The following is a 17,714-nucleotide window of genomic DNA, read 5'->3' on the forward strand; positions in this document are numbered from 1 at the left end:
TAACGGTTTTTTGTGGGAGAGCGAAGCTCTCCCACACCCTCACTGCGCGCAGTGTTGTTGCTGGCAACAAAAACCGATGTTATTTTGTCCAAAATGGCCAGCGAAGCTGGCCATTTTGGACAAAATAACAAAAGATTCCGGGGAGCGGCGCATTAGGGCCGGTGCTGCTGGACCCACTCGGCGAGCCAGCGGCCCTGCTCAAGCACCTCGATGTGGTAGTCGGGCTCCGCCTCGGCGGTGGTGAGGACGCGGCGCAGGTTGCCCTGGAGGTAGAGGACCTCCAGAATCAGGGGCATGGCGGCGCACTCGGCCGGGCTGAGCGGGCTCACCGACTCGTAGCCGCCCATGAGCATGCCGATCCGCTCGGGATCGAGGGGGCCATCGTAGACGCCCCAGGGCGACCAGTTCTGCGGGGGCTTGCCCTGGGCGAAGGCGACCAGGGCGTCGGCGATATCGACGATCCGGGCGTCGATCGTCACCTGGTCGAAGTCGAGCAGGCCGGAAACTCGGTCGTGGCAGAAGAGCAGGTTGTCGCGGTGGACATCGCCGTGGATGAGGACGTGCGGCAGCGCGGCGTAGGCCGCATCGCTCAGCTGGGCGCGCAGGTCGGCGGCGCGCCGGTCGTACCAGGAGAGCTGGACGGTCAGGTCGCCGAGCATATCGCGCTGCATGAGCCGCTCGGTGAGGCCGAGCAGAATCGACGGGTTGTAGCGCGGGGGCTGCATGATCGGCGTTCCTGGGAAGCCGACCACGGCACCGTGGTAGCTGGCGAGGGCCTTGCCAACGCTGGCGGACTGGTCGGGCTGGGCGGGACAGTACTCCTCGCCCTCGATGAAGGTGGCCACCTCGAAGATCCGCCCGTCGAGCTCGACAGATGTCTCGCCGCTGCGGGCGGGCAGCAGGCCTGGGCACGGCACATCCTTGGTGCTCAGCCAGGCGTGGAGCTGGTGGCGCAGCTCAAGGGAGGCCCGGCCAAGGCGCCGCTGGTTGCGGCGGATGACATAGCGCCCGGTGCTCGTCTCGGCGAAGGCCGTCTCGTTCACCAGCCCGTGGGCGGCGGCGCAGACAGACCGTAGCTCTCCGAGGTCGTAGAGGGCGAGGGCGCGCTGGACGTCGTAGTGAGTTAGCATAGCTGTAGATGCCTGTGCTTTAGGAGGGTCGGCGCCACAGGCGCCGACTCCACTATAGCATCAGACAGTATCCGCAGAACGCGGTGCGTTATCTTCGTCGTGTGCCACCAGGGTGATCCGCTTGCGCGTGTCCTGGGGCAGGAACGCATCGTGCAGCGTCATACACGCTGCTCCTTTTCTGCGGTGCGTCATGGGCACCGCGTCTCAACCCTATCCTATCGAGTAACAGGAAGGTTACAGACCCCCGCCGCCGCGCGTGGTTCTGTCACATATATTGCCTGATCGCCCACCCGGTGCGGCGGCGTGGCATCCCCGGAGTGGTATCATGAGTCTCCTTGTCTTCGCAGGAGTACGCGGCGGCTATGTTTGCCTTGCTAATGCTGATCGCTGGGACAGCGACGTCCTCCCTCGCTATCTATACGTGGATCCAGGGGCGCAAGCCCTCCGTCCGCACCTTCGCGCTGCTCCTGGCCGCGATCTCCCTCTGGCTGATCTGCATTAGCGGCTGGTCGCTCTCCTCTACGGTCGATCTCGCCATGCGCTGGTTCTGGCTCCAGTTCCTCGGCGTGGCCATGGTTCCGGTGCTGCTCCTCAGCTACGTCCTCCATTTCACTGGCCGTGGGAGCGCGCTTACTCCCTCCCGCAGGCTGGCGCTCTGGGTGATCCCCCTGCTCACGCAGGCCTTCGCATGGACGAATGGGCTCCACCACCTGATGTTTCGGGAGATCCATTTCAGCAGCCGCGATGGGATCCTCGTGCTCAGCTCCTGGGTCGCCGGGCCGTGGTTCTTGCTCTACTCCACCTATAGCTTCGGCATCATCGCCGTCGCCCTGCTGCTGATGGCGCGGGCGGTCATTGGCTCGCCGAATATCTTCCGCCGGCAGCTGCTCGCGCTGCTTATCGCCATTATCCCGGCGATTATCCTGACTCTCCTGAACACGTTCCAGCTGCTCTCCGCCAACCTCTGGCTGACGCCGATGGCCTTTGTGCTGACCGGGGCGGTGATCGTCTGGGCGATCGTACGCCACCAGATGATCGCCGTGGTGCCGGTGGCCCGCGATCTGCTGATCGAGCAGATGGATGATGCGATGCTCGTGATCGATGAGCGCGAGCGGGTGGTCGATCTGAACATGGCGATGGAGTCGCTCCTTGGGCGGGGCCGGGGCGATCTGCTCAGCCAGTCGCTCTATAGCGCGCTCTTTCACGTCCCCGACTTGCTCGATAGCGCTCGCCTCCCCGACGCGACCCCGGCCGAGATCGAGCTGTCATCGGGCAGTCGGGTTCGCCACTACGAGGTGACGGCGCGCACGCTGCGCCATAATAGCGCGCCCGTGGGGCGGCTGCTGGTGCTGCGCGACATCACCCGCACGAAGCTGGCCCAGGCCGAGCTGTTCACGCTGGCCACCACGGATAGCCTGACCGGCCTCTACAACCGGCGGCAGTTCTTCCAGCTGGCCAGCCAGCAGGTCGAGATCGCCACGCGCAGCCGGCGCCCGCTCTCGCTGCTGCTCTTCGACATCGACCACTTCAAGCAGGTCAACGACTGCTACGGCCACGAGGCGGGCGACCGGGTGCTGGTCGAGGTCGCCTCCCGCGCCCAGAGGGTCGTCCGCAGCCAGGATATCATCTGCCGCTATGGCGGCGAGGAGTTTGTGATCCTGCTGGTGGACACGGGCGGCGCAGACGGAGGCCAGGTTGCCGAGCGGCTGCGCGATCTGGTGGCTGGCACGCCTATCGATATCGGCGGCGATCATGTGGCGGCGACGATCAGCGTGGGCGTGGCGACGAGCGTGCCCGATGCGCTTATGACTCTGGACGATCTGCTGCGCCTGGCCGACGGTGCGATGTACCGAGCCAAGCAGGCCGGGCGCAACCGGGTGGCCTACGCTGAGCGGGTGGTTGGCGGCGGACAGGCCGCCGAGGCGTAGGTGAAGAGCGTATAGCTCTTTCTTGGCTGCGGCGCACGTCGCCTACAGGCTGGCGAGGAAGCTGCTGACGAGCGGCTCCTGGGCGGCGTGGTCGACCAGGAAGGCGTCGTGGCCGGCGGCCGAGGGCAGGACGTGATGCTGCGCGTGGCCTCCGGCGCGGCGCATGGCGGCGGCGATGGCCTCCGACTCGGCGGGCGGGTAGAGCCAGTCGCTGTCGAAGGAGATCAGCAGGAGGGCGGCGCGGGCGCGGGCCATGGCCGCATCGAGCGAGCCGTAGCGCGCCGGCATGTCCCAGTAGTCCATCGCCTTGGTGATGTAGAGGTAGGAGTTGGGGTCGAAGCGGGCGTTGAAGCTCTCGCCCTGGTGATCGAGGTAGCTCTCGACGGCGAACTCGGGCGCCAGGGAGAAGGCCGGCGCGGCGCGGCGCTGGAGCCGCCGACCGAAGCGCTCCTCCAGCGAGGTGTCGCTGAGGTAGGTGACGTGGCCGATCATACGCGCCACCGCCAGGCCATCGGCGGGCGGCTCGTGGCCGTAGTAGTCGCCGCCGCGCCAGCGCGGGTCGCGCATGATCGCCTGGCGGCCGATGCTGTTCCAGGCGATCGTCTGGGTGGCCGAGCGGGCGCTGGAGGCGATCATGATCGCCCCGCGCACGCGCTCGGGCAGGGCGACGGCCCACTCCAGGGCCTGGAATCCGCCCATCGAGCCGCCGGCCACGGCCAGCAGCCGGTCGATGCCGAGCGAGTCGATCAGGCGGGCCTGGGCGCGCACCATATCGCCGATGGTGATCACCGGGAAGCGCGCCCCGTAGGGGCGGGCCGGCGTGTCCGTGCCCGTCGCCGGGTCACGCGAGGAAGGCCCGGTGGATCCCTGGCAGCCGCCGATCACATTGGAGCAGATCAGGAAGTAGCGGTCGGTGTCGAAGGCCCGGCCGGGGCCGACCATATCGTCCCACCAGCCCGGGCGCTGGTCGGCCGGGCCGTGGCGTCCGGCGGCGTGGGCGTCGCCCGAGAGGGCGTGGAGCAGCAGGATGGCGTTGCTGGCGTCGGCGTTGAGCTGGCCATACGTCTCGTAGGCCAAGGTCACGGGCGCGAGCGAGCCGCCTCCCTCCAGGTGCAGCGGGGCGGCCCAGGTCATCTGCTGGCGGCGGACGACGCCGACGCCGGGGGCGGGGTCATGCTGGAATGCGGTCATATCCATTGCCTGTAGTTGGGGCGCAGCAGCGTGACGTGGGAGCGTCGCAAAGCGACACTCCCACGTCACGCTGCTGCGCCCCAACATCACACGCGGCTCAGCGCCTGCTCCAGGTCGGCGATGATATCGTCGATCGTCTCGATGCCGATCGAGAGCCGGATATAGTCATCGGTGACGCCGGTGAGCCGCTGCTCCTCGGCGGTGAGCTGGCTGTGGGTGGTGGAGGCCGGGTGGATGGCCAGGCTCTTGGCGTCGCCGATGTTGGCCAGGTGCGAGAAGAGCCGCAGGCTGTTGATGAAGGTCTTGCCGGCCTCGCGGCCGCCCTTGATGCCGAAGCCGAGGATGCCGCTCTGGCCCTTGGGCAGATACTTCTTGGCCAGCTCGTAGCTGGGGTGGCTGGGCAGGCCGGGGTAGTTCACCCAGGCCACCTTGGCGTGCTCGCTGAGGTACTTGGCCGCCGCCAGGGCGTTGCTGCAGTGGCGCTCCATGCGCAGCGGCAGCGTCTCCAGGCCCTGGAGGAAGAGGAAGGAGTTGAAGGGGCTCAGGGCGGCGCCGAGGTCGCGCAGGCCCTGGACGCGCAGCTTGAGGATGAAGGCCAGGTTGCCGAAGGCCTGGGTGTAGACCAGGCCGTGGTAGGAGTCGTCGGGCTCGGTGAGCCCGGGGAAGCGGCCCTGGGTCCAGTCGAAGTTGCCGCCGTCCACTACCACGCCGCCGATGCTGGTGCCGTGGCCGCCGATATACTTGGTGGCCGAGTGGACGACGACGTTCGCGCCGTGCTTGAGCGGCTGCCAGAGGTAGGGCGTCACCGTGGTGGCGTCGACGATCACTGGCACGCCGGCCTCGTGGGCGATGGCCGCGATCCGCTCCAGGTCGAGGATATCGAGGCGCGGGTTGCCGACCAGCTCCAGGAAGAAGGCCTTGGTGCTGCCGTCGATCGCCGCCGCGAAGCCGTCGTAGTCGCGGGCGTCGACAAAGCGGGTGGTGACGCCGAGCTTAGGCAGGGTGTGGCGGAACAGGTTGTAGGTGCCGCCGTAGAGGTCGGTCGAGGCGACGATGTTGTCGCCGGCGCCGGCGATGTTGAGGATGGCCAGGGTCTCGGCGGCCTGTCCCGATGCGACGCCGAGGGCCGCCACGCCGCCCTCCAGGGCCGCGATGCGCTGCTCGAAGACATCGGTGGTCGGGTTCATCATCCGGGTGTAGATGTTCCCGAACTCCTGGAGCCCGAAGAGGCGCGCGGCGTGGTCGGTGTCCTTAAACTGGAACGACGTCGTCGCGTAGATCGGCACCGCGCGGGCGCCGGTGGTCGGGTCGGGAACCTGGCCGCCGTGGAGGGCGAGCGTCTCGAAGCCGGTGAACTGCACGTCGGACATAGGGCTGCTCCTTTTTCTGCTCGGGGGCAGCAAAAGCGCCCCCACCAATTGCGATGAGGGCGTACGTGTACACGTATGTTCGGCTCGACAAGACGTCTTCTGCCTGCCTCTCATCTTCCAGATAGTCTGCCGGAATTGCCACCATACTGAAATGATTGCAGATTGCAGATTGCAGATTGCAGATTGTTCTGAAACAATCTGCAATCTGCAATCTGCAATCTGCAATAACCCAGTGGTTGGCGCGGTATCGTCGGGCCGGTCCCTCCACCGCTCTGGATGAGCTGCGCTCTTGGTTGTTCGGGTGCTGAAAGGATAGTAACAAAGTCGCCCGGGATTGTCAAGTAGGGACGAAGCGACCGCGCCAGACGTACGACCGGTAACGTTTATGTACGTGGAAACGTACAATGGTTTGGGGGCAACCAGAGCGCCCCATAATCATAAGGAGGAGATCGAAGATGCAACTACCGCCTTCCGACACGATCCCGTCCGCACCGGCCCCCGAGCGAGGAAACCGCCGCACCCTGCTGCTGCTGATCGGCGGCGGGGTGGCGGCCCTGCTGGTGATCGCCATCGGCGTGGGCATCCTGGCATGGCAGCTCCTCGGCAGCCGGCCGAACAGCATCCCCCAGCTGATCGCCGGCGACACGCAGATCTACGCGGCGATCACGCCGAACCTGAGCGATCTGCCGAACATCGACCGTCTCCGCAAGGCCTTCCCCGAGGCCCTCGACTACCAGAACAACGCCGACACGAACGATCAGCTGGTGGAGACGATGGGCGTCACCTTCAATGACGATATCGCCCCGTGGATCGGCACCGAGATGGCCGCGGCCGTGAGCGGGCTGCCCTTCGACCAGCTCTTCGACTCGAGCGGCGCGGGCCTTGACGGCGAGGCCGCCCTCGCCGAGCAGGCTCAGGTCGTCCTGGTGCTCACCTCGCGTGACGAGAAGGCCGCCCAGGCCTTCCTCGACAAGCAGCGCCAGCACCGCGAGGGCCAGGGCCAGCAGTTCGCCAGCAGCGAGGCCCAGGGCGCGACGATCTACGCGCAGCAGGGCGGCGACCCCAGCCCGATCGCGGCCTTCGGCATCGTGCGCGGCAATGTGGTCTTCGCCACCGGCCCCGACCTGATCGCCGCCATCGCCGCGCGCGACCCCGACGGCAAGGACACCCTCGCCGCCAGCGCGCGCTTCCAGCAGGTGCTCGCATCCCTCTCCGCCGACCGTCTGGGCTTTGTGTTCGTCGATGGCGCGCCGATCGCGCGCGCGCTCCAGGCCAACAGCGACCAGGTCATCGGCCAGCTGCAGGGCGACGCCGCCGACCAGCTGCGCGAGCAGCTCAAGAGCGTCGACGCGCTCCAGGGGATCGGCCTCTCGCTCAGCGTCCTGGCCGACGGCGTGGCCTTCGACGCCCTGGCCAGCTTTGATCGGGCCGGGCTTAGCCAGGCCACCCTCGACCAGATCAGCGAGGCGACTGCCCCCGTCAGTGCGGACCGCACCGGGCGGGTTAGCGCCGAGACCTTGGCCGCATTCAGCTTCCGCCTGCCCTCGACCTTCGGCAAGCAGATCCGCGACGGGATCAACAGCGTGCCCGGCGCCGACGCGCAGATCGCCTCGGTTGAGCAGGAGACCGGCCTCGACCTCGACCGCGACCTGCTGAGCTGGCTACAGGGCGAGGCGACGATCGTGCTGCTGCCGGGCGAGGAGATCATGGGCTCGACCACGCCGGTGAGCGGGTACTTCGCGCTCAAGCCCAACGACCGCGGCGCCGCCGAGGATGGGATGGGCCGTATCGTGAAGGCGCTTGACGAGCTGAGCGGCGGCCAGATCGGCCTGCACGAGGAGCAGCTCGGCGGCGTGGCCTGGCAGGTCGTCGGCACCGATCAGGAGGTCGCGGCCGGCTACGGCTTTGTCGGCGACGATCTGGTGATCGGGGTCGGCCCGAGCACGCTGGCGGCGGCGGCCAGCCCGGCCGCGCCGCTGAGCGGCGATCAGGCCTACCAGGCCGGACTCAAGGCCCTGCCCGCGCCCAACGGCGGATTGATGTTTGTCAACCTGCCGGCGGTGCTCGGCCTGGCCCAGGATCTGGGCGGGCTTGATGCCCCGACGGTGACGGATCGCCTGGCGCCCTTCAAGGCGATCACCATCGCCGGCTCCCCGGGCATGGATGATAAGGGCGTCGCTCGCGGCCGGCTCTACCTGGTGATCAGCGGCGAGTAGGCGCAGGCTTTAGCCGAGCGCAGAGCGGTTGGGCGCAGTGCGAAGAATAGGATCGCGGTAGAACGTGATCGGGCGCACCAATGCTGGCTCAGCCGTTCTGCCCGATGCTATACACGAGGGGGCGGCGCGCGCCGTCCCCTCTGCACCTCAGCGCAATGATACGTGAAATCATTGCAAGTATGTGATACGATACGGTTGTGTGTAGCACCTAATAGCACCAAAGACAGGACCATTCATGAAGTCAATCGACCTTCAACACGGTGTGGTGCCGATCTCGCGGGCTGCATCGTCCCTTGCGGCACTGATCAAGCGCTCGCGCGTCAATTCGCTGCCAATAATTATTACGCAGAAGGGCTACCCGAGCGGCGTTTTGTTAGGCATCGAGCTCTATGCAACGCTCCAGTCTCTGGCTGATCAGCAGCAGAAGGCAGGTGGTGAGTCATCGTCGAGGAGCGACGCTCCCTAGCACGGTTGCCGAGCGCCGATTGAGGGATGTGGGGGGGGGTACGCATCTCATCGCGGCCAACCTGTCACGCTTCGCTTTGCTCAGCGTAACATGATGCGGAGATATGTAAAGAAAATCCGCTCCCCCGGCTCTGCATGAGGTCGATTCAGAGGCTAGGGAAGCGGATCTTTTTCATTGTCCCATCACGATCCCATGTCACCCTGAGCGAAGCGAAGGGTCTTCCCATCCACGCGACTGGAAGATGCTTCGCTGCGCTCAGCATGACATGTCACCGGGATAAAAATTTCCACTTCCCCTACGATCTGTCTCCCACCGAATTATATGCCTAACTGCGGTTTCTGATATTGCCAGAAACCGCAGTTAGGCATATAATTATTATCAGGGAGTGTACCTCTATTAATTTTTTTACGCGTGAAACCCCCAAATGAGCGGGCTTGGCCTTTGGGCGATAGCGCACTAAACGCGCAGAGGCTGTCGGAGTCCATGGCCTTGACGCATCTGATATCTCGTGTCGATGCAGATTTCGCGGCACCACCGCATAATTATTGTTTTCGTAGCCGAAAAAAGTTTTTTGTCGCTAGTGCAACAGCATAGAATGAATGTAAGGGATACACTCATGGATGTGGCAGAAGCCATGGATCGCGAAGTGGTCATTGAGCGGGCGGAGGCGGTGCGGTTTTGGCTATTGGGGATGCCGCTATCACATCGGGCGACGAGCGCCATCCAGCGCGAGCTTGGCGCGATCATCGCCAATGATCCCGGCGGGTATATTAACGGCCAGCGCCCGCTCGCGGGACTGACGGTCTCCGAGTTTGTGGATGAGCTGAACCGCCCAAACGGCGGCGCTGTGGGGCGGGTCAAGCGGGTGAGCGAATCGATACTGAACGAGCTGCGGGCGGCGATATCGGCCGCTGCGGCCACGTATCGCCGTCAGGCCGCGCCCGCAGCGCCTGTCGTCGAGGAGTCGCCGGCACAGCGCGACGCGCCCGCCGCCCAGCCCGCGCGCCGTCGCGGCCGCCCAAAGGGCTCGACCAAGGCCGCAATGGCCGCGCGAAGCAATGCTGTCGCCGCCGAGGTGCCGCCCGCCCCGGCGGCCGCGCAGCCGTCGCCCCAACAGGCAGATGAGCCGCGCATCGCCGAACAGCCTGAGCCGGCAGCGCCGAAGCGTGGGCGCGGGCGTCCGCGGCGTGTGGTCGCGCCTACGCCGGCAGATGCCCCGGCGCACGGCGGCGCATCTGCGCCCATCGCCCCGGCGAGCCCTGCGCCTCCTCTGCCGACCGCCGAAGGCCACGCGGCGCCGGCTGAGCGTGCATACGACGACCCGCTGCTGGGCCAGATCTCCCGGCTCTGGCCATCGCTGCACCCGCACGCGCGCCGCGCGCTGGTGATGTACGCGAGCACGCTCTGGGCGGAGGGCGGATTCGAGGGCTAGCCGGTATGGCCGTTCACCTGCTCGCCCAGAGCATCCCGCGCTCCACAATTATCCGGGCCTCGGGGACATCGAAGTCGCTCGCGTGGTGGCCGAGCGAGCAGTAGAAGACCTTGCCCTGATCCCACATGCGCTTCCAGACTACCGGCATCACGGTGCCGGCCACCCAGGGCGCGTGCTCGCCGGAGAAGGTGGTGGTGGCCAGCACGGTGTTGCTCGGGTCCACGTGCATGTAGTACTGCTCGGTGTGCATGGCGAAGTCGCTCAGCCCGGCGGTGATCGGGTCGTCGTGGTCGCTGATCTGCACGGTGTAGTCGATGATGTTGCCGGGGTGGGCCACCCACTGCCCGCCGACCATCCACTGGTACTCGGTGTTGTTGCGGAAGGAGTCGGCCAGGCCGCCGTGCCAGCCGGCCAGCCCCGCGCCGCCCGCCACGGCGTCGAGCAGGCCGCGCTCCTGCTCCCTGGTGATCGTGCTCATCGTCCAGACCGGCACGATCAGGTCGAGCGAGCGCATGTACTCCGTGTGCAGGTAGATCTCCAGGGTGTCCACGACGGTCACATCATAGCCCTGCGCGGCGAGGAACGGCGCGAACATCTCCACGCACTGCTTCGGCTCGTGCCCATCCCACCCGCCCCAGGTCATCAGCGCATTTTTCATAATCTCTCCTCCGATCCGCGAATCGGCTCATTGTACCACCCGAGCGCCGTCGGCTTGTCCGGCGCTCTTGCCTGCATATAGAAGGTAACATATACTTGAGGCCCGTCGAGCATGCGTAACAAAAGGAATCGCCTCATGCCCTCCCGCCCCGTCACTGTCGGCCTGATCGGCTGCGGCACGATCAGCGATATCTACCTGAAGAATGGCTCGCGCGCGCCCGACCTGCAGATCTTGGCCTGCGCCGACCTGATGCTGGACCGGGCGCAGGCCCAGGCCGCCAAGTACGGCGTGCCGCGGGCCTACAGCCCCGATGATCTGCTGGCCGACCCGGAGATCGAGGTGGTGCTGGATCTGACGATCCCGGCGGCCCACGGCGCGATCGGCCTGGCCGCCCTGCGCGCCGGCAAGTCGGTCTATCAGGAGAAGCCGCTGTCGGTGGACCGCGAGAGCGCCGCGCAGATGCTGGCCCTGGCCGGCGAGTCTGGCCTGCGGGTCGGCTGCGCGCCCGACACCTTCCTCGGCGGCGGTCTGCAGACCTGCCGGGCCCTGATCGACGCCGGGGCGATCGGCCGGCCGGTGGCGGCGACGGCCTTCATGCACAGCCACGGCCCCGAGTCCTGGCACCCCAGCCCGGCCTTCTTCTACCAGGTCGGCGCCGGCCCGATGTTCGACATGGGGCCTTACTATCTGACCGCCCTGACCAGCCTGCTCGGCCCGGTGCGGCGGGTCACCGGCTCGGCCCAGATCTCGCTCCCCGAGCGGGTGATCGGCAGCGAGCCCCTGCGAGGCCAGACGCTGACTGTGGAGACGCCGACCCACGTGGCTGGCGTGCTCGACTTCGCCGGCGGCGTGGTGGCCACCCTGGTTACTAGCTTCGATGTCTACTCGGGGCGTCACTACGGCCTGGAGATCTACGGCACCGAGGGCACCCTGGTCCTGCCCGACCCGAACACCTTCGGCGGGCCGGTGCAGATCTTCCGCCCGGCCGAGCGGGCCTACGCGGAGCAGCCCCTGGCCTTCGGCCACGCCGAGAACAGCCGCGGCATCGGCCTGGCAGACATGGCCCAGGCCATCCGCGCGGGCCGCCCGCACCGGGCCAGCGGCGAGATGGCCTACCACGTCCTCGATATTATGCACGCCATCCACGACTCCTCGCGCGAGGGCCGGCACGTGGCGCTGGCCAGCACAATGGAGCGCCCCGCGCCGCTCCCCGCCGGCTGGGAGGCCTTTCCGATAGCCGATAGCCGATAGCCGATTCACACATGATGACCGACCAGCTTGAGGATCTCCTCGATCGCGCCATCGCCGCGCGGGCGCCGCTGCTCGACGAGCGGCATCAGGCGGCCTGCCGGCTCTTCGCGGGCTTCGCCGAGGGCTGCCCGCAGCTGGCGATCGACCTGTACGCGACCACGGCGGTGCTGCATAACTACGCATCCCCGCCCGCCGAGGGGCTGCCGCTGGTGGAGATGGCCCTGCGCGTGCTGCGCGACCGGCTGCCCTGGCTGAGCGGCGTGGTGCTGAAGACTCGCCACGCTGACACGCCCGAGGGCCAGGCCGGCGGCCTGATCGATGGCGGGCGGGCATCCCGGCGCGTCCGCGAGCACGGCGTCTGGTACGCGGTGGATCTGACCCTGAACCGCGACGCCAGCCTCTACCTGGACACGCGCGGACTGCGGGCCTGGCTGATCAATAGGATGCGCGGCCTGTCGGTGCTGAACACCTTCGCCTACACCGGCAGCCTGGGCGTGGCCGCGATGGCCGGCGGGGCGCGGCGGGTCGTGCAGCTCGACCTCAGCCGACGATTCCTGACCATGGCCAAGGACTCCTACACGCTCAACGGCATGCCGATCGTCAAGGCCGACTTCCTGACCGGCGACTTCTGGCCTCTGGCGAGCCGGCTCAAGCGGGCCGGCGAGCGCTTCGACTGTGTGATCCTCGACCCGCCGATCTTCGCGGCCACCGGCAACGGCGTGGTCGACCTAGCCAGCAACTACGCCCGCCTGATCAACAAGCTGCGCCCGCTGGTGGCCAGCGGCGGCCGGCTGGTGGCCATCAATAACGCGCTCTTCCTCAGCGGCGCCGCGTATATGGAGATCCTCGAGTCGGTCTGCCAGGACGGCTACGTGCGCATCGCCGAGCGCATCGACGCGCCCGAGGACTGCGCCGGCTACCCGCACACCCGCGTCGGCGCGCCCGTCAGCGACCCCGCCCCCTTCAACCACGCGACGAAGATCGCCGTGCTTGAGGTGAGACATAAGTGTTGAGTGTTGAGTGTTGAGTGTTGAGTGCCGCTCACTCAACACTCAACACTCAACACTCCAAGGAGTTGCCTGTATGTCCAAAAACCATCTTGCCCTGCCCATCGCCGGCGTCGCCGATCAATTCCTCCTTAAATCAGGCATGGCCTTCCTCAACCACGGCAGCTTCGGGGCCTGCCCGCGGCCGGTGTTCGATGTCTACCAGTCCTGGCAGCGTGAGCTGGAGGCGCAGCCGGTGGAGTTTCTGGGCCGGCGGATCACGGGGCTGCTGGCCGAGGCCCGCGCGGCCCTGGGGGCCTATGTGGGCGCCCGCGCCGACGATCTGGCCTTTGTGCCGAACGCCACCTATGGCGTGAATATCGTCGCCCGCTCGCTCGACCTGCAGCCGGGCGACGAGGTGCTGGCCACCGACCACGAGTACGGCGCGGTGGACCGCACCTGGCGCTTCATCTGCGGGCAGCGCGGCGCGCGCTACATCAACCAGCCGGTCGACCTGCCGCTGAGCGACCCGGCCGAGGTGGTCGAGCGGCTGTGGGCCGGGGTCACGCCGCGCACGAGGATAATCGTGGTCAGCCACATCAGCTCGCCGACGGCGCTGATCTTCCCGGTGGCGGCGATCTGCGCGCGGGCGCGCGCCGAGGGCATCCTGACCCTGATCGACGGGGCCCACGCGCCGGGCCAGATCGATCTGGATATGGGGGAGATCGGGGCGGACTTCTACACCGGGAACTGTCACAAGTGGCTCTGCGCGCCCAAGGGGGCCGGCTTCCTCTACGCCCGCGAGGAGTCCCAGCCGCTGCTGAAGCCGCTGGTGGTGAGCTGGGGCTACGAGGCGATCGCGCCCGGCCCCTCGCTGTTCGTGGACCACTTCGGCTGGACGGGCACCTTCGACCCGGCGGCCTACCTGAGCGTGCCGGCGGCGATCGCCTTCCAGGCCGAGCACGGCTGGCCGCAGGTGCGCGCGGCCTGCCGCAGCCTGCTGGCCCAGGCCCGCGCGCGGGTGGCCGATCTCGGCGGACAAGAGCAGATCTGCCCCGACGGCCCTGAGTGGTGGGCGCAGCTGGCCGCCGTGCCCCTGCCGCCCTGCGACCCGGCCGAGCTGAAGCGCCGCCTGTGGGACGAGTTCCAGGTCGAGGTGCCGATCGTAGTCTGGCGCGACATGCCCATGGTGCGGATCTCCGTCCAGGCCTACAACAGCCCGGCCGACATCGACCGGCTGGTGGGGGCGCTCGGGGAGATTCTGGGCTGAGCGTGACATAACGGTATCTGCCGGCAACAAAACCGGGGTTGTTTTGGCCAAAACAACAAGAGATTCCGAATGAGAGAAGGGGAAGATGGAGCAAATCGACCGGACCGTGCTCTTCGTGTGTACGGGGAACTACTACCGCAGCCGCTACGCGGAGCTGCTCTTCAACGCTCTGGCCCCGTCAGGCCTCGGCTGGCGCGCCGACTCGCGGGGCTTCGCCCCCGGGCCGTGGAACATCGGCGCGATCGCCCCGCTGGTGCTGGAGCGCCTCGCCGCCAGCGGGATCGCCGTGCCCCGCGTGCAGCGCGCGCCGCTCAGGCTGGCCCGCGCGGACATGGAGGCCGCCGACCTGCTGATCGCCCTGGACGAGGCGGAGCACCGGCCCTACGTGGAGGGACTCGGCCCGCCGTGGTCGAGCCGCTTCCGGCTGTGGGTCGTGCCCGACCTACACGAGTGGCCGGCCGAGCGGGCCCTGCCCACCATCGATCAGGAGGTGCGCGCGCTGCTCGACGAGCTCTCCTCCAGGTAGGCCAGCAGCGCCGGCAGGTAGACGGTCATCCCCTTGTAGGCCAGCAGCGCGGGCGGCGTGCTCTCCAGCAGCGTGCGGAAGCGCGCCGCCCAGCCCGGGTCGGCCGCCAGATCGCCGATGGGCGCCACGTAGCTGTGGATGGCGAAGAGCACCGCGCCGCTGCGCGGCAGCCGCGCCAGGCTCTGTCGCTCAACCCGGAAGAAGCATGTGGTGCCGACGTTCTCCGCCGTGATCAGCGCCTTGCGCCGGCGCATCTCCTCGCTGTGCTTCGCCGACAGGTCGAGCTGGGCGCTCGCCACCACCGACCAGTTCTGTCGCCAGACCGGGCGGCCATCCTTGAGTCGCGCCATCAGCATATCGGTCGATCTCCCCACCTGCTCGGCGTAGCCCGGCACCGGCCGGTGGATGCCGAGCAGCGGCAGGCCCAGCTTGTCGTCGAGGCACCAGTGGTTGGCGAAGCAGAGCTGCCCCGCCGCCAGCGGGAAGCCGGCGTCCGCGTCGCCCGAGAGCAGCAGCAGGTCCTCCTGCACCTGCCGGCCCAGCCAGTCGATCGGCGCCACCCCGAGGGCCGCCGTGTCGCCCAGCGCGAAGCGCGACTCCTCGCCGCGCAGCCGGTTGCGCCACGTCCACAGCTCGCCCGCCACCTCTAGGGCGAAGTGCTGCGGGTAGTGGCGGGCCAGCTCCGGCAGCTGGGCCTCGATCAGCTCCCACTGCCAGGGCAGGCTCTCAGGGGTATGCTTTACATAATAGCTATAGTCATGCGCCAGCAGCGCCGCCTTCTGCCCCAGATCGTCGCTATAGCGCGCGTCGACCAGAAAGATCGGCGCGGCGTCGAGGGGGCGCGCCCCGACCGCCATGCGGAACGACTCGACGGGGATATCGAAGGGAGACCACATACTTATACCATTTCAGATTGCAGATTTTGGATTGCAGATTGCCGTGCATGGCATTCCAACGCGCTCTGGCGGCGGCGCATATGCGGCTTGCTCAATTCCAGTTGGCATTATCTCTTGGCAGGGCGACGTAGGGACGTAGCGCGCTGAGTCCCTACGCGAGGGTTGTCTTGGCCGCCTCGAAGAGCCGCACCAGGCCTGCGGCCGTGGCCTCGGCGCGGAACTGCGGCTCCCAGGCCGGCGCGGCCAGCACATCGCTGATGACAAAGCCACCGGCGATCTGCGCGCCGCGGACGGCGCAGATAGCGAACAGGGCGGCGGCCTCCATCTCCACCGAGAGCACGCCCCGCTCCTGGTAGTGCGCGATCTCGGCGCGCGTCTCGCGGAAGGCCGCATCGGTCGTCCAGGTCGGCCCGCGCGTCGCGGGCGCGCCCGAGCGGTCCAGCGCCTGCGCGAAGGCCGCGCTGAGCGCCGGGTCGGGGGCAACCGTGGGCGCCGACCCCTCCAGATAGTGGTGGGAGACGCCCTCATCGCGGTAGGCCTCGGTGCAGGCCGTCAGGTCTCCGATCTGGAGGCGGGGGTCGATCCCGCCGGCGGTGCCAATGCTCACGAATCGGCGCACGCCCATCGCGATCAGCAGCTCGATCAGCATGGCGGCGGCGGGTGCGCCGATGCCGAACTCGGCGGCAACCGCCACCGCGCCGCCGGTCGATGGGAGGGGGTAGAGCCGACCGACCACGCAGGGCAGCGGCTCGGGCGCCTCCTCCGCGAGGATGTGCTTGAGCAGCGACCGCTGGTAGCAGAAGATCACCCCCTGTGGCGGCGGGCCGCTGGGGGCCAGGCCGACCCCTCGGAAGTAGTCGAGGTGGTCGATCGGCTCGAATACGGCCGGCGATTGGTATTTAGCTGGCAGCTGGGGCAGCGGCATAGCGCACTCTCTCTGGGTAATCGGCGTGCGAGGCGGCCAGCATGCAGAACGGCGCCAGCGAAGCTGGCGCCGTTCTGCATGCTAACGCAGCGTTAATCATCTTCGACCTCTGCTTCGACGAGCATATCGGTGTAGACACCGTTGCCCCGGACATGGGCGGGTCGCTCGCGGTCGGCGGGCTGCTCGGGCATATGCGCATAGATCTGCGTGGTGGAGAGCGAGGCGTGGCCGAGCCGCTCCTGGACCTCGCGCAGCTCGGCGCCGCCGTCGAGCATATGGGCGGCGAAGGAGTGGCGCAGGGTGTGGGGTGTCAGCTCGTGGAGGCCGACCTGGTCGGCGTAGCCCTTGAGGATGAGCCAGAAGCCCTGGCGGGTGAGCCGCTTGCCGCGATGGTTCAGGAAGAGCGCGCCGCTATCTTCGCTGGCGCTGCGGGCGATCTGGGAGCGGGAGGCGTCGAGGTATTCCTCGATCGCGGTGGCGGCGGTTGAGGTGAGGGGCAGCACCCGCTCGCGCCCGGCCTTGCCCATGCAGCGCACCGTGCCGCCATCGAGGGAGACATCGGCCGTACAGAGGGCCACCAGCTCGCTGACCCGCATGCCGGTGGCGTAGAGCAGCTCGAGCATGGCCTTATCGCGCATGCCCTCGGGCGAGCTCGATCGCAGGGGCAGCTCCAGCAGCTCGTCCATCTGGTGTTGGGAGATCGCCTTGGGCGGGTAGCGGTCGACCTTCGGCGAGTCGATCATGGCCGTCGGGTCGCTGGCGATCAGCTGCTGGGCGGCCAGGTAGCCGAAGAACGACTTCACGGCGGCGGTGCGCCGGGCCACCGTGCTGGTCGCGTAGCGCCGCTCGTGTAGAAAGAGCATAAACGCCAGCATATCGTCGTGTGTGACGGCGTGCCAGCCCTCGATGCCGCGCTCTTGCAGGAACGTGCAGAGCTGTTCGAGATCGGTGCGATAGGCGGCGGTGGTGTTGTCCGACATGCGTCGCTCACCCGCCATATACACTAAAAACTGTTCTACGCGCTCATGCATATCGTATCCCGCCGGCTGTTCGGCCCCACGACAGGGCGCTGTGGATTCTAGGAGGTGTTCGGGCTCGTGAGGTGAGGTAGCGCGTATGGTACCGCAAAGGATGGGCAGTGTCAACCGCTCTAGAAGCAGCAGCTCTCTTTATAGCCACAGTTCCGGCAGCGGTGGTAGTTGGCCCAGAGGCGCATTGGGCTGCCGCAGGACGGGCACTCGACGGTGTCCGGGTGGCCCTGCTCGCGGCGGCACGCGGAGCCCTTGCGCGCGGCGGGCGCGCCCTCGGCGTCGGCGCTCGGTCGCGCCTGGCTGCGCTCAGACATGGGGCGATCTCCTTCGCTACAACGTGCCGGCCCCTATTGTAGCACTCGCGGCGGCGGCGTGGGCGTCGCTTTCGCCCAATCAGGGCATGTGCAACGTCGCTGGCGGCTGAAGCCGCGTCGCGGG

The 17,714-nt window shown here is 67.6% G+C and carries 16 protein-coding genes and 1 riboswitch; of the genes, 8 read left to right on the forward strand and 8 right to left on the reverse strand.

From position 1 onward, the window contains the following. Positions 1-152 precede the first annotated feature (152 nt). Complete coding sequence (locus tag K2Z83_RS18145) at positions 153-1,130, reverse strand: homoserine kinase (protein WP_220596603.1); 978 nt, start codon at positions 1,128-1,130, stop codon at positions 153-155. Between the two features lie 362 nt (positions 1,131-1,492). On the opposite strand from K2Z83_RS18145, the gene K2Z83_RS18150 reads away from it, so the two are divergent. Further along, positions 1,493-3,058: a diguanylate cyclase gene (locus K2Z83_RS18150; RefSeq protein WP_220596604.1), complete on the forward strand. Its 1,566-nt coding sequence runs from the start codon at positions 1,493-1,495 to the stop codon at positions 3,056-3,058. Between the two features lie 42 nt (positions 3,059-3,100). Here K2Z83_RS18150 and K2Z83_RS18155 read toward each other — a convergent pair whose 3' ends face one another. Both K2Z83_RS18155 and K2Z83_RS18160 read right to left on the reverse strand, forming a co-directional pair. After that, positions 3,101-4,249, reverse strand: coding sequence for a homoserine O-acetyltransferase (locus K2Z83_RS18155; RefSeq protein WP_220596605.1), 1,149 nt, complete (start codon positions 4,247-4,249; stop codon positions 3,101-3,103). A gap of 86 nt (positions 4,250-4,335) precedes the next feature. Then, positions 4,336-5,619, reverse strand: coding sequence for an O-acetylhomoserine aminocarboxypropyltransferase/cysteine synthase family protein (locus K2Z83_RS18160; RefSeq protein WP_220596606.1), 1,284 nt, complete (start codon positions 5,617-5,619; stop codon positions 4,336-4,338). Positions 5,620-5,726: 107 nt separating this feature from the next. Next, a riboswitch (SAM riboswitch) is annotated at positions 5,727-5,902 on the reverse strand. Positions 5,903-6,074: 172 nt separating this feature from the next. On the opposite strand from K2Z83_RS18160, the gene K2Z83_RS18165 reads away from it, so the two are divergent. The 3 genes from K2Z83_RS18165 to K2Z83_RS18175 all read left to right on the forward strand — a co-directional run bounded on the left by K2Z83_RS18165 (position 6,075) and on the right by K2Z83_RS18175 (position 9,733). Next, positions 6,075-7,835, forward strand: a complete 1,761-nt coding sequence (locus tag K2Z83_RS18165) for a DUF3352 domain-containing protein (protein ID WP_220596607.1) — start codon at positions 6,075-6,077, stop codon at positions 7,833-7,835. A gap of 235 nt (positions 7,836-8,070) precedes the next feature. Further along, a complete protein-coding gene (locus K2Z83_RS18170) occupies positions 8,071-8,301 on the forward strand; it encodes a type II toxin-antitoxin system Phd/YefM family antitoxin (RefSeq protein ID WP_220596608.1) in 231 nt (76 codons plus the stop codon). Positions 8,302-8,809: 508 nt separating this feature from the next. Beyond that, the gene (locus K2Z83_RS18175; RefSeq protein WP_220596609.1) at positions 8,810-9,733 is read left to right on the forward strand and encodes a hypothetical protein; all 924 of its coding nucleotides are present in this window, start codon (positions 8,810-8,812) and stop codon (positions 9,731-9,733) included. Positions 9,734-9,746: 13 nt separating this feature from the next. Here K2Z83_RS18175 and K2Z83_RS18180 read toward each other — a convergent pair whose 3' ends face one another. Next, the gene (locus K2Z83_RS18180; RefSeq protein ID WP_220596610.1) at positions 9,747-10,391 is read right to left on the reverse strand and encodes a ThuA domain-containing protein; all 645 of its coding nucleotides are present in this window, start codon (positions 10,389-10,391) and stop codon (positions 9,747-9,749) included. Between the two features lie 135 nt (positions 10,392-10,526). On the opposite strand from K2Z83_RS18180, the gene K2Z83_RS18185 reads away from it, so the two are divergent. The 4 genes from K2Z83_RS18185 (at position 10,527) to K2Z83_RS18200 (ending at position 14,424) form a co-directional block, all read left to right on the forward strand. Next, a complete protein-coding gene (locus K2Z83_RS18185; protein ID WP_220596611.1) occupies positions 10,527-11,642 on the forward strand; it encodes a Gfo/Idh/MocA family protein in 1,116 nt (371 codons plus the stop codon). 11 nt (positions 11,643-11,653) lie between these two features. After that, the gene (locus tag K2Z83_RS18190; protein ID WP_255604206.1) at positions 11,654-12,655 is read left to right on the forward strand and encodes a class I SAM-dependent methyltransferase; all 1,002 of its coding nucleotides are present in this window, start codon (positions 11,654-11,656) and stop codon (positions 12,653-12,655) included. 70 nt (positions 12,656-12,725) lie between these two features. Then, entirely contained in the window at positions 12,726-13,898 is a 1,173-nt protein-coding gene (locus tag K2Z83_RS18195; protein WP_220596612.1) for an aminotransferase class V-fold PLP-dependent enzyme, read from the forward strand. A gap of 85 nt (positions 13,899-13,983) precedes the next feature. Continuing rightward, positions 13,984-14,424, forward strand: coding sequence for a low molecular weight phosphatase family protein (locus K2Z83_RS18200; RefSeq protein ID WP_220596613.1), 441 nt, complete (start codon positions 13,984-13,986; stop codon positions 14,422-14,424). Here K2Z83_RS18200 and K2Z83_RS18205 read toward each other — a convergent pair. The 4 genes from K2Z83_RS18205 to K2Z83_RS18220 all read right to left on the reverse strand — a co-directional run bounded on the left by K2Z83_RS18205 (position 14,382) and on the right by K2Z83_RS18220 (position 17,590). After that, complete coding sequence (locus K2Z83_RS18205) at positions 14,382-15,320, reverse strand: DUF3445 domain-containing protein (protein WP_220596614.1); 939 nt, start codon at positions 15,318-15,320, stop codon at positions 14,382-14,384. The two genes, K2Z83_RS18200 and K2Z83_RS18205, sit on opposite strands and share 43 nt — an antisense overlap. A 151-nt stretch (positions 15,321-15,471) precedes the next feature. After that, positions 15,472-16,245, reverse strand: coding sequence for a nucleoside phosphorylase (locus K2Z83_RS18210; RefSeq protein ID WP_220596615.1), 774 nt, complete (start codon positions 16,243-16,245; stop codon positions 15,472-15,474). Between the two features lie 92 nt (positions 16,246-16,337). Beyond that, positions 16,338-17,276, reverse strand: coding sequence for a tyrosine recombinase (locus K2Z83_RS18215; protein WP_220596616.1), 939 nt, complete (start codon positions 17,274-17,276; stop codon positions 16,338-16,340). A gap of 119 nt (positions 17,277-17,395) precedes the next feature. Next, positions 17,396-17,590: a hypothetical protein gene (locus K2Z83_RS18220; RefSeq protein ID WP_220596617.1), complete on the reverse strand. Its 195-nt coding sequence runs from the start codon at positions 17,588-17,590 to the stop codon at positions 17,396-17,398. Positions 17,591-17,714: the final 124 nt, after the last annotated feature.

The sequence above is a fragment of the Oscillochloris sp. ZM17-4 genome, assembly GCF_019599295.1.
Taxonomy (GTDB): domain Bacteria; phylum Chloroflexota; class Chloroflexia; order Chloroflexales; family Chloroflexaceae; genus Oscillochloris.

Bases quoted from the DNA above. Each gene is read 5' to 3' on its own strand.
- K2Z83_RS18165 (WP_220596607.1), top strand. From the start codon at position 6,075: ATGCAACTACCGCCTTCCGACACGATCCCGTCCGCACCGGCCCCCGAG.
- K2Z83_RS18200 (WP_220596613.1), top strand. From the start codon at position 13,984: ATGGAGCAAATCGACCGGACCGTGCTCTTCGTGTGTACGGGGAACTAC.
- K2Z83_RS18170 (WP_220596608.1), top strand. From the start codon at position 8,071: ATGAAGTCAATCGACCTTCAACACGGTGTGGTGCCGATCTCGCGGGCT.
- K2Z83_RS18205 (WP_220596614.1), bottom strand. From the start codon at position 15,320: ATGTGGTCTCCCTTCGATATCCCCGTCGAGTCGTTCCGCATGGCGGTC.
- K2Z83_RS18195 (WP_220596612.1), top strand. From the start codon at position 12,726: ATGTCCAAAAACCATCTTGCCCTGCCCATCGCCGGCGTCGCCGATCAA.
- K2Z83_RS18220 (WP_220596617.1), bottom strand. From the start codon at position 17,590: ATGTCTGAGCGCAGCCAGGCGCGACCGAGCGCCGACGCCGAGGGCGCG.
- K2Z83_RS18215 (WP_220596616.1), bottom strand. From the start codon at position 17,276: ATGCATGAGCGCGTAGAACAGTTTTTAGTGTATATGGCGGGTGAGCGA.
- K2Z83_RS18145 (WP_220596603.1), bottom strand. From the start codon at position 1,130: ATGCTAACTCACTACGACGTCCAGCGCGCCCTCGCCCTCTACGACCTC.
- K2Z83_RS18160 (WP_220596606.1), bottom strand. From the start codon at position 5,619: ATGTCCGACGTGCAGTTCACCGGCTTCGAGACGCTCGCCCTCCACGGC.
- K2Z83_RS18185 (WP_220596611.1), top strand. From the start codon at position 10,527: ATGCCCTCCCGCCCCGTCACTGTCGGCCTGATCGGCTGCGGCACGATC.
- K2Z83_RS18210 (WP_220596615.1), bottom strand. From the start codon at position 16,245: ATGCCGCTGCCCCAGCTGCCAGCTAAATACCAATCGCCGGCCGTATTC.
- K2Z83_RS18180 (WP_220596610.1), bottom strand. From the start codon at position 10,391: ATGAAAAATGCGCTGATGACCTGGGGCGGGTGGGATGGGCACGAGCCG.
- K2Z83_RS18155 (WP_220596605.1), bottom strand. From the start codon at position 4,249: ATGACCGCATTCCAGCATGACCCCGCCCCCGGCGTCGGCGTCGTCCGC.
- K2Z83_RS18150 (WP_220596604.1), top strand. From the start codon at position 1,493: ATGTTTGCCTTGCTAATGCTGATCGCTGGGACAGCGACGTCCTCCCTC.
- K2Z83_RS18190 (WP_255604206.1), top strand. From the start codon at position 11,654: ATGATGACCGACCAGCTTGAGGATCTCCTCGATCGCGCCATCGCCGCG.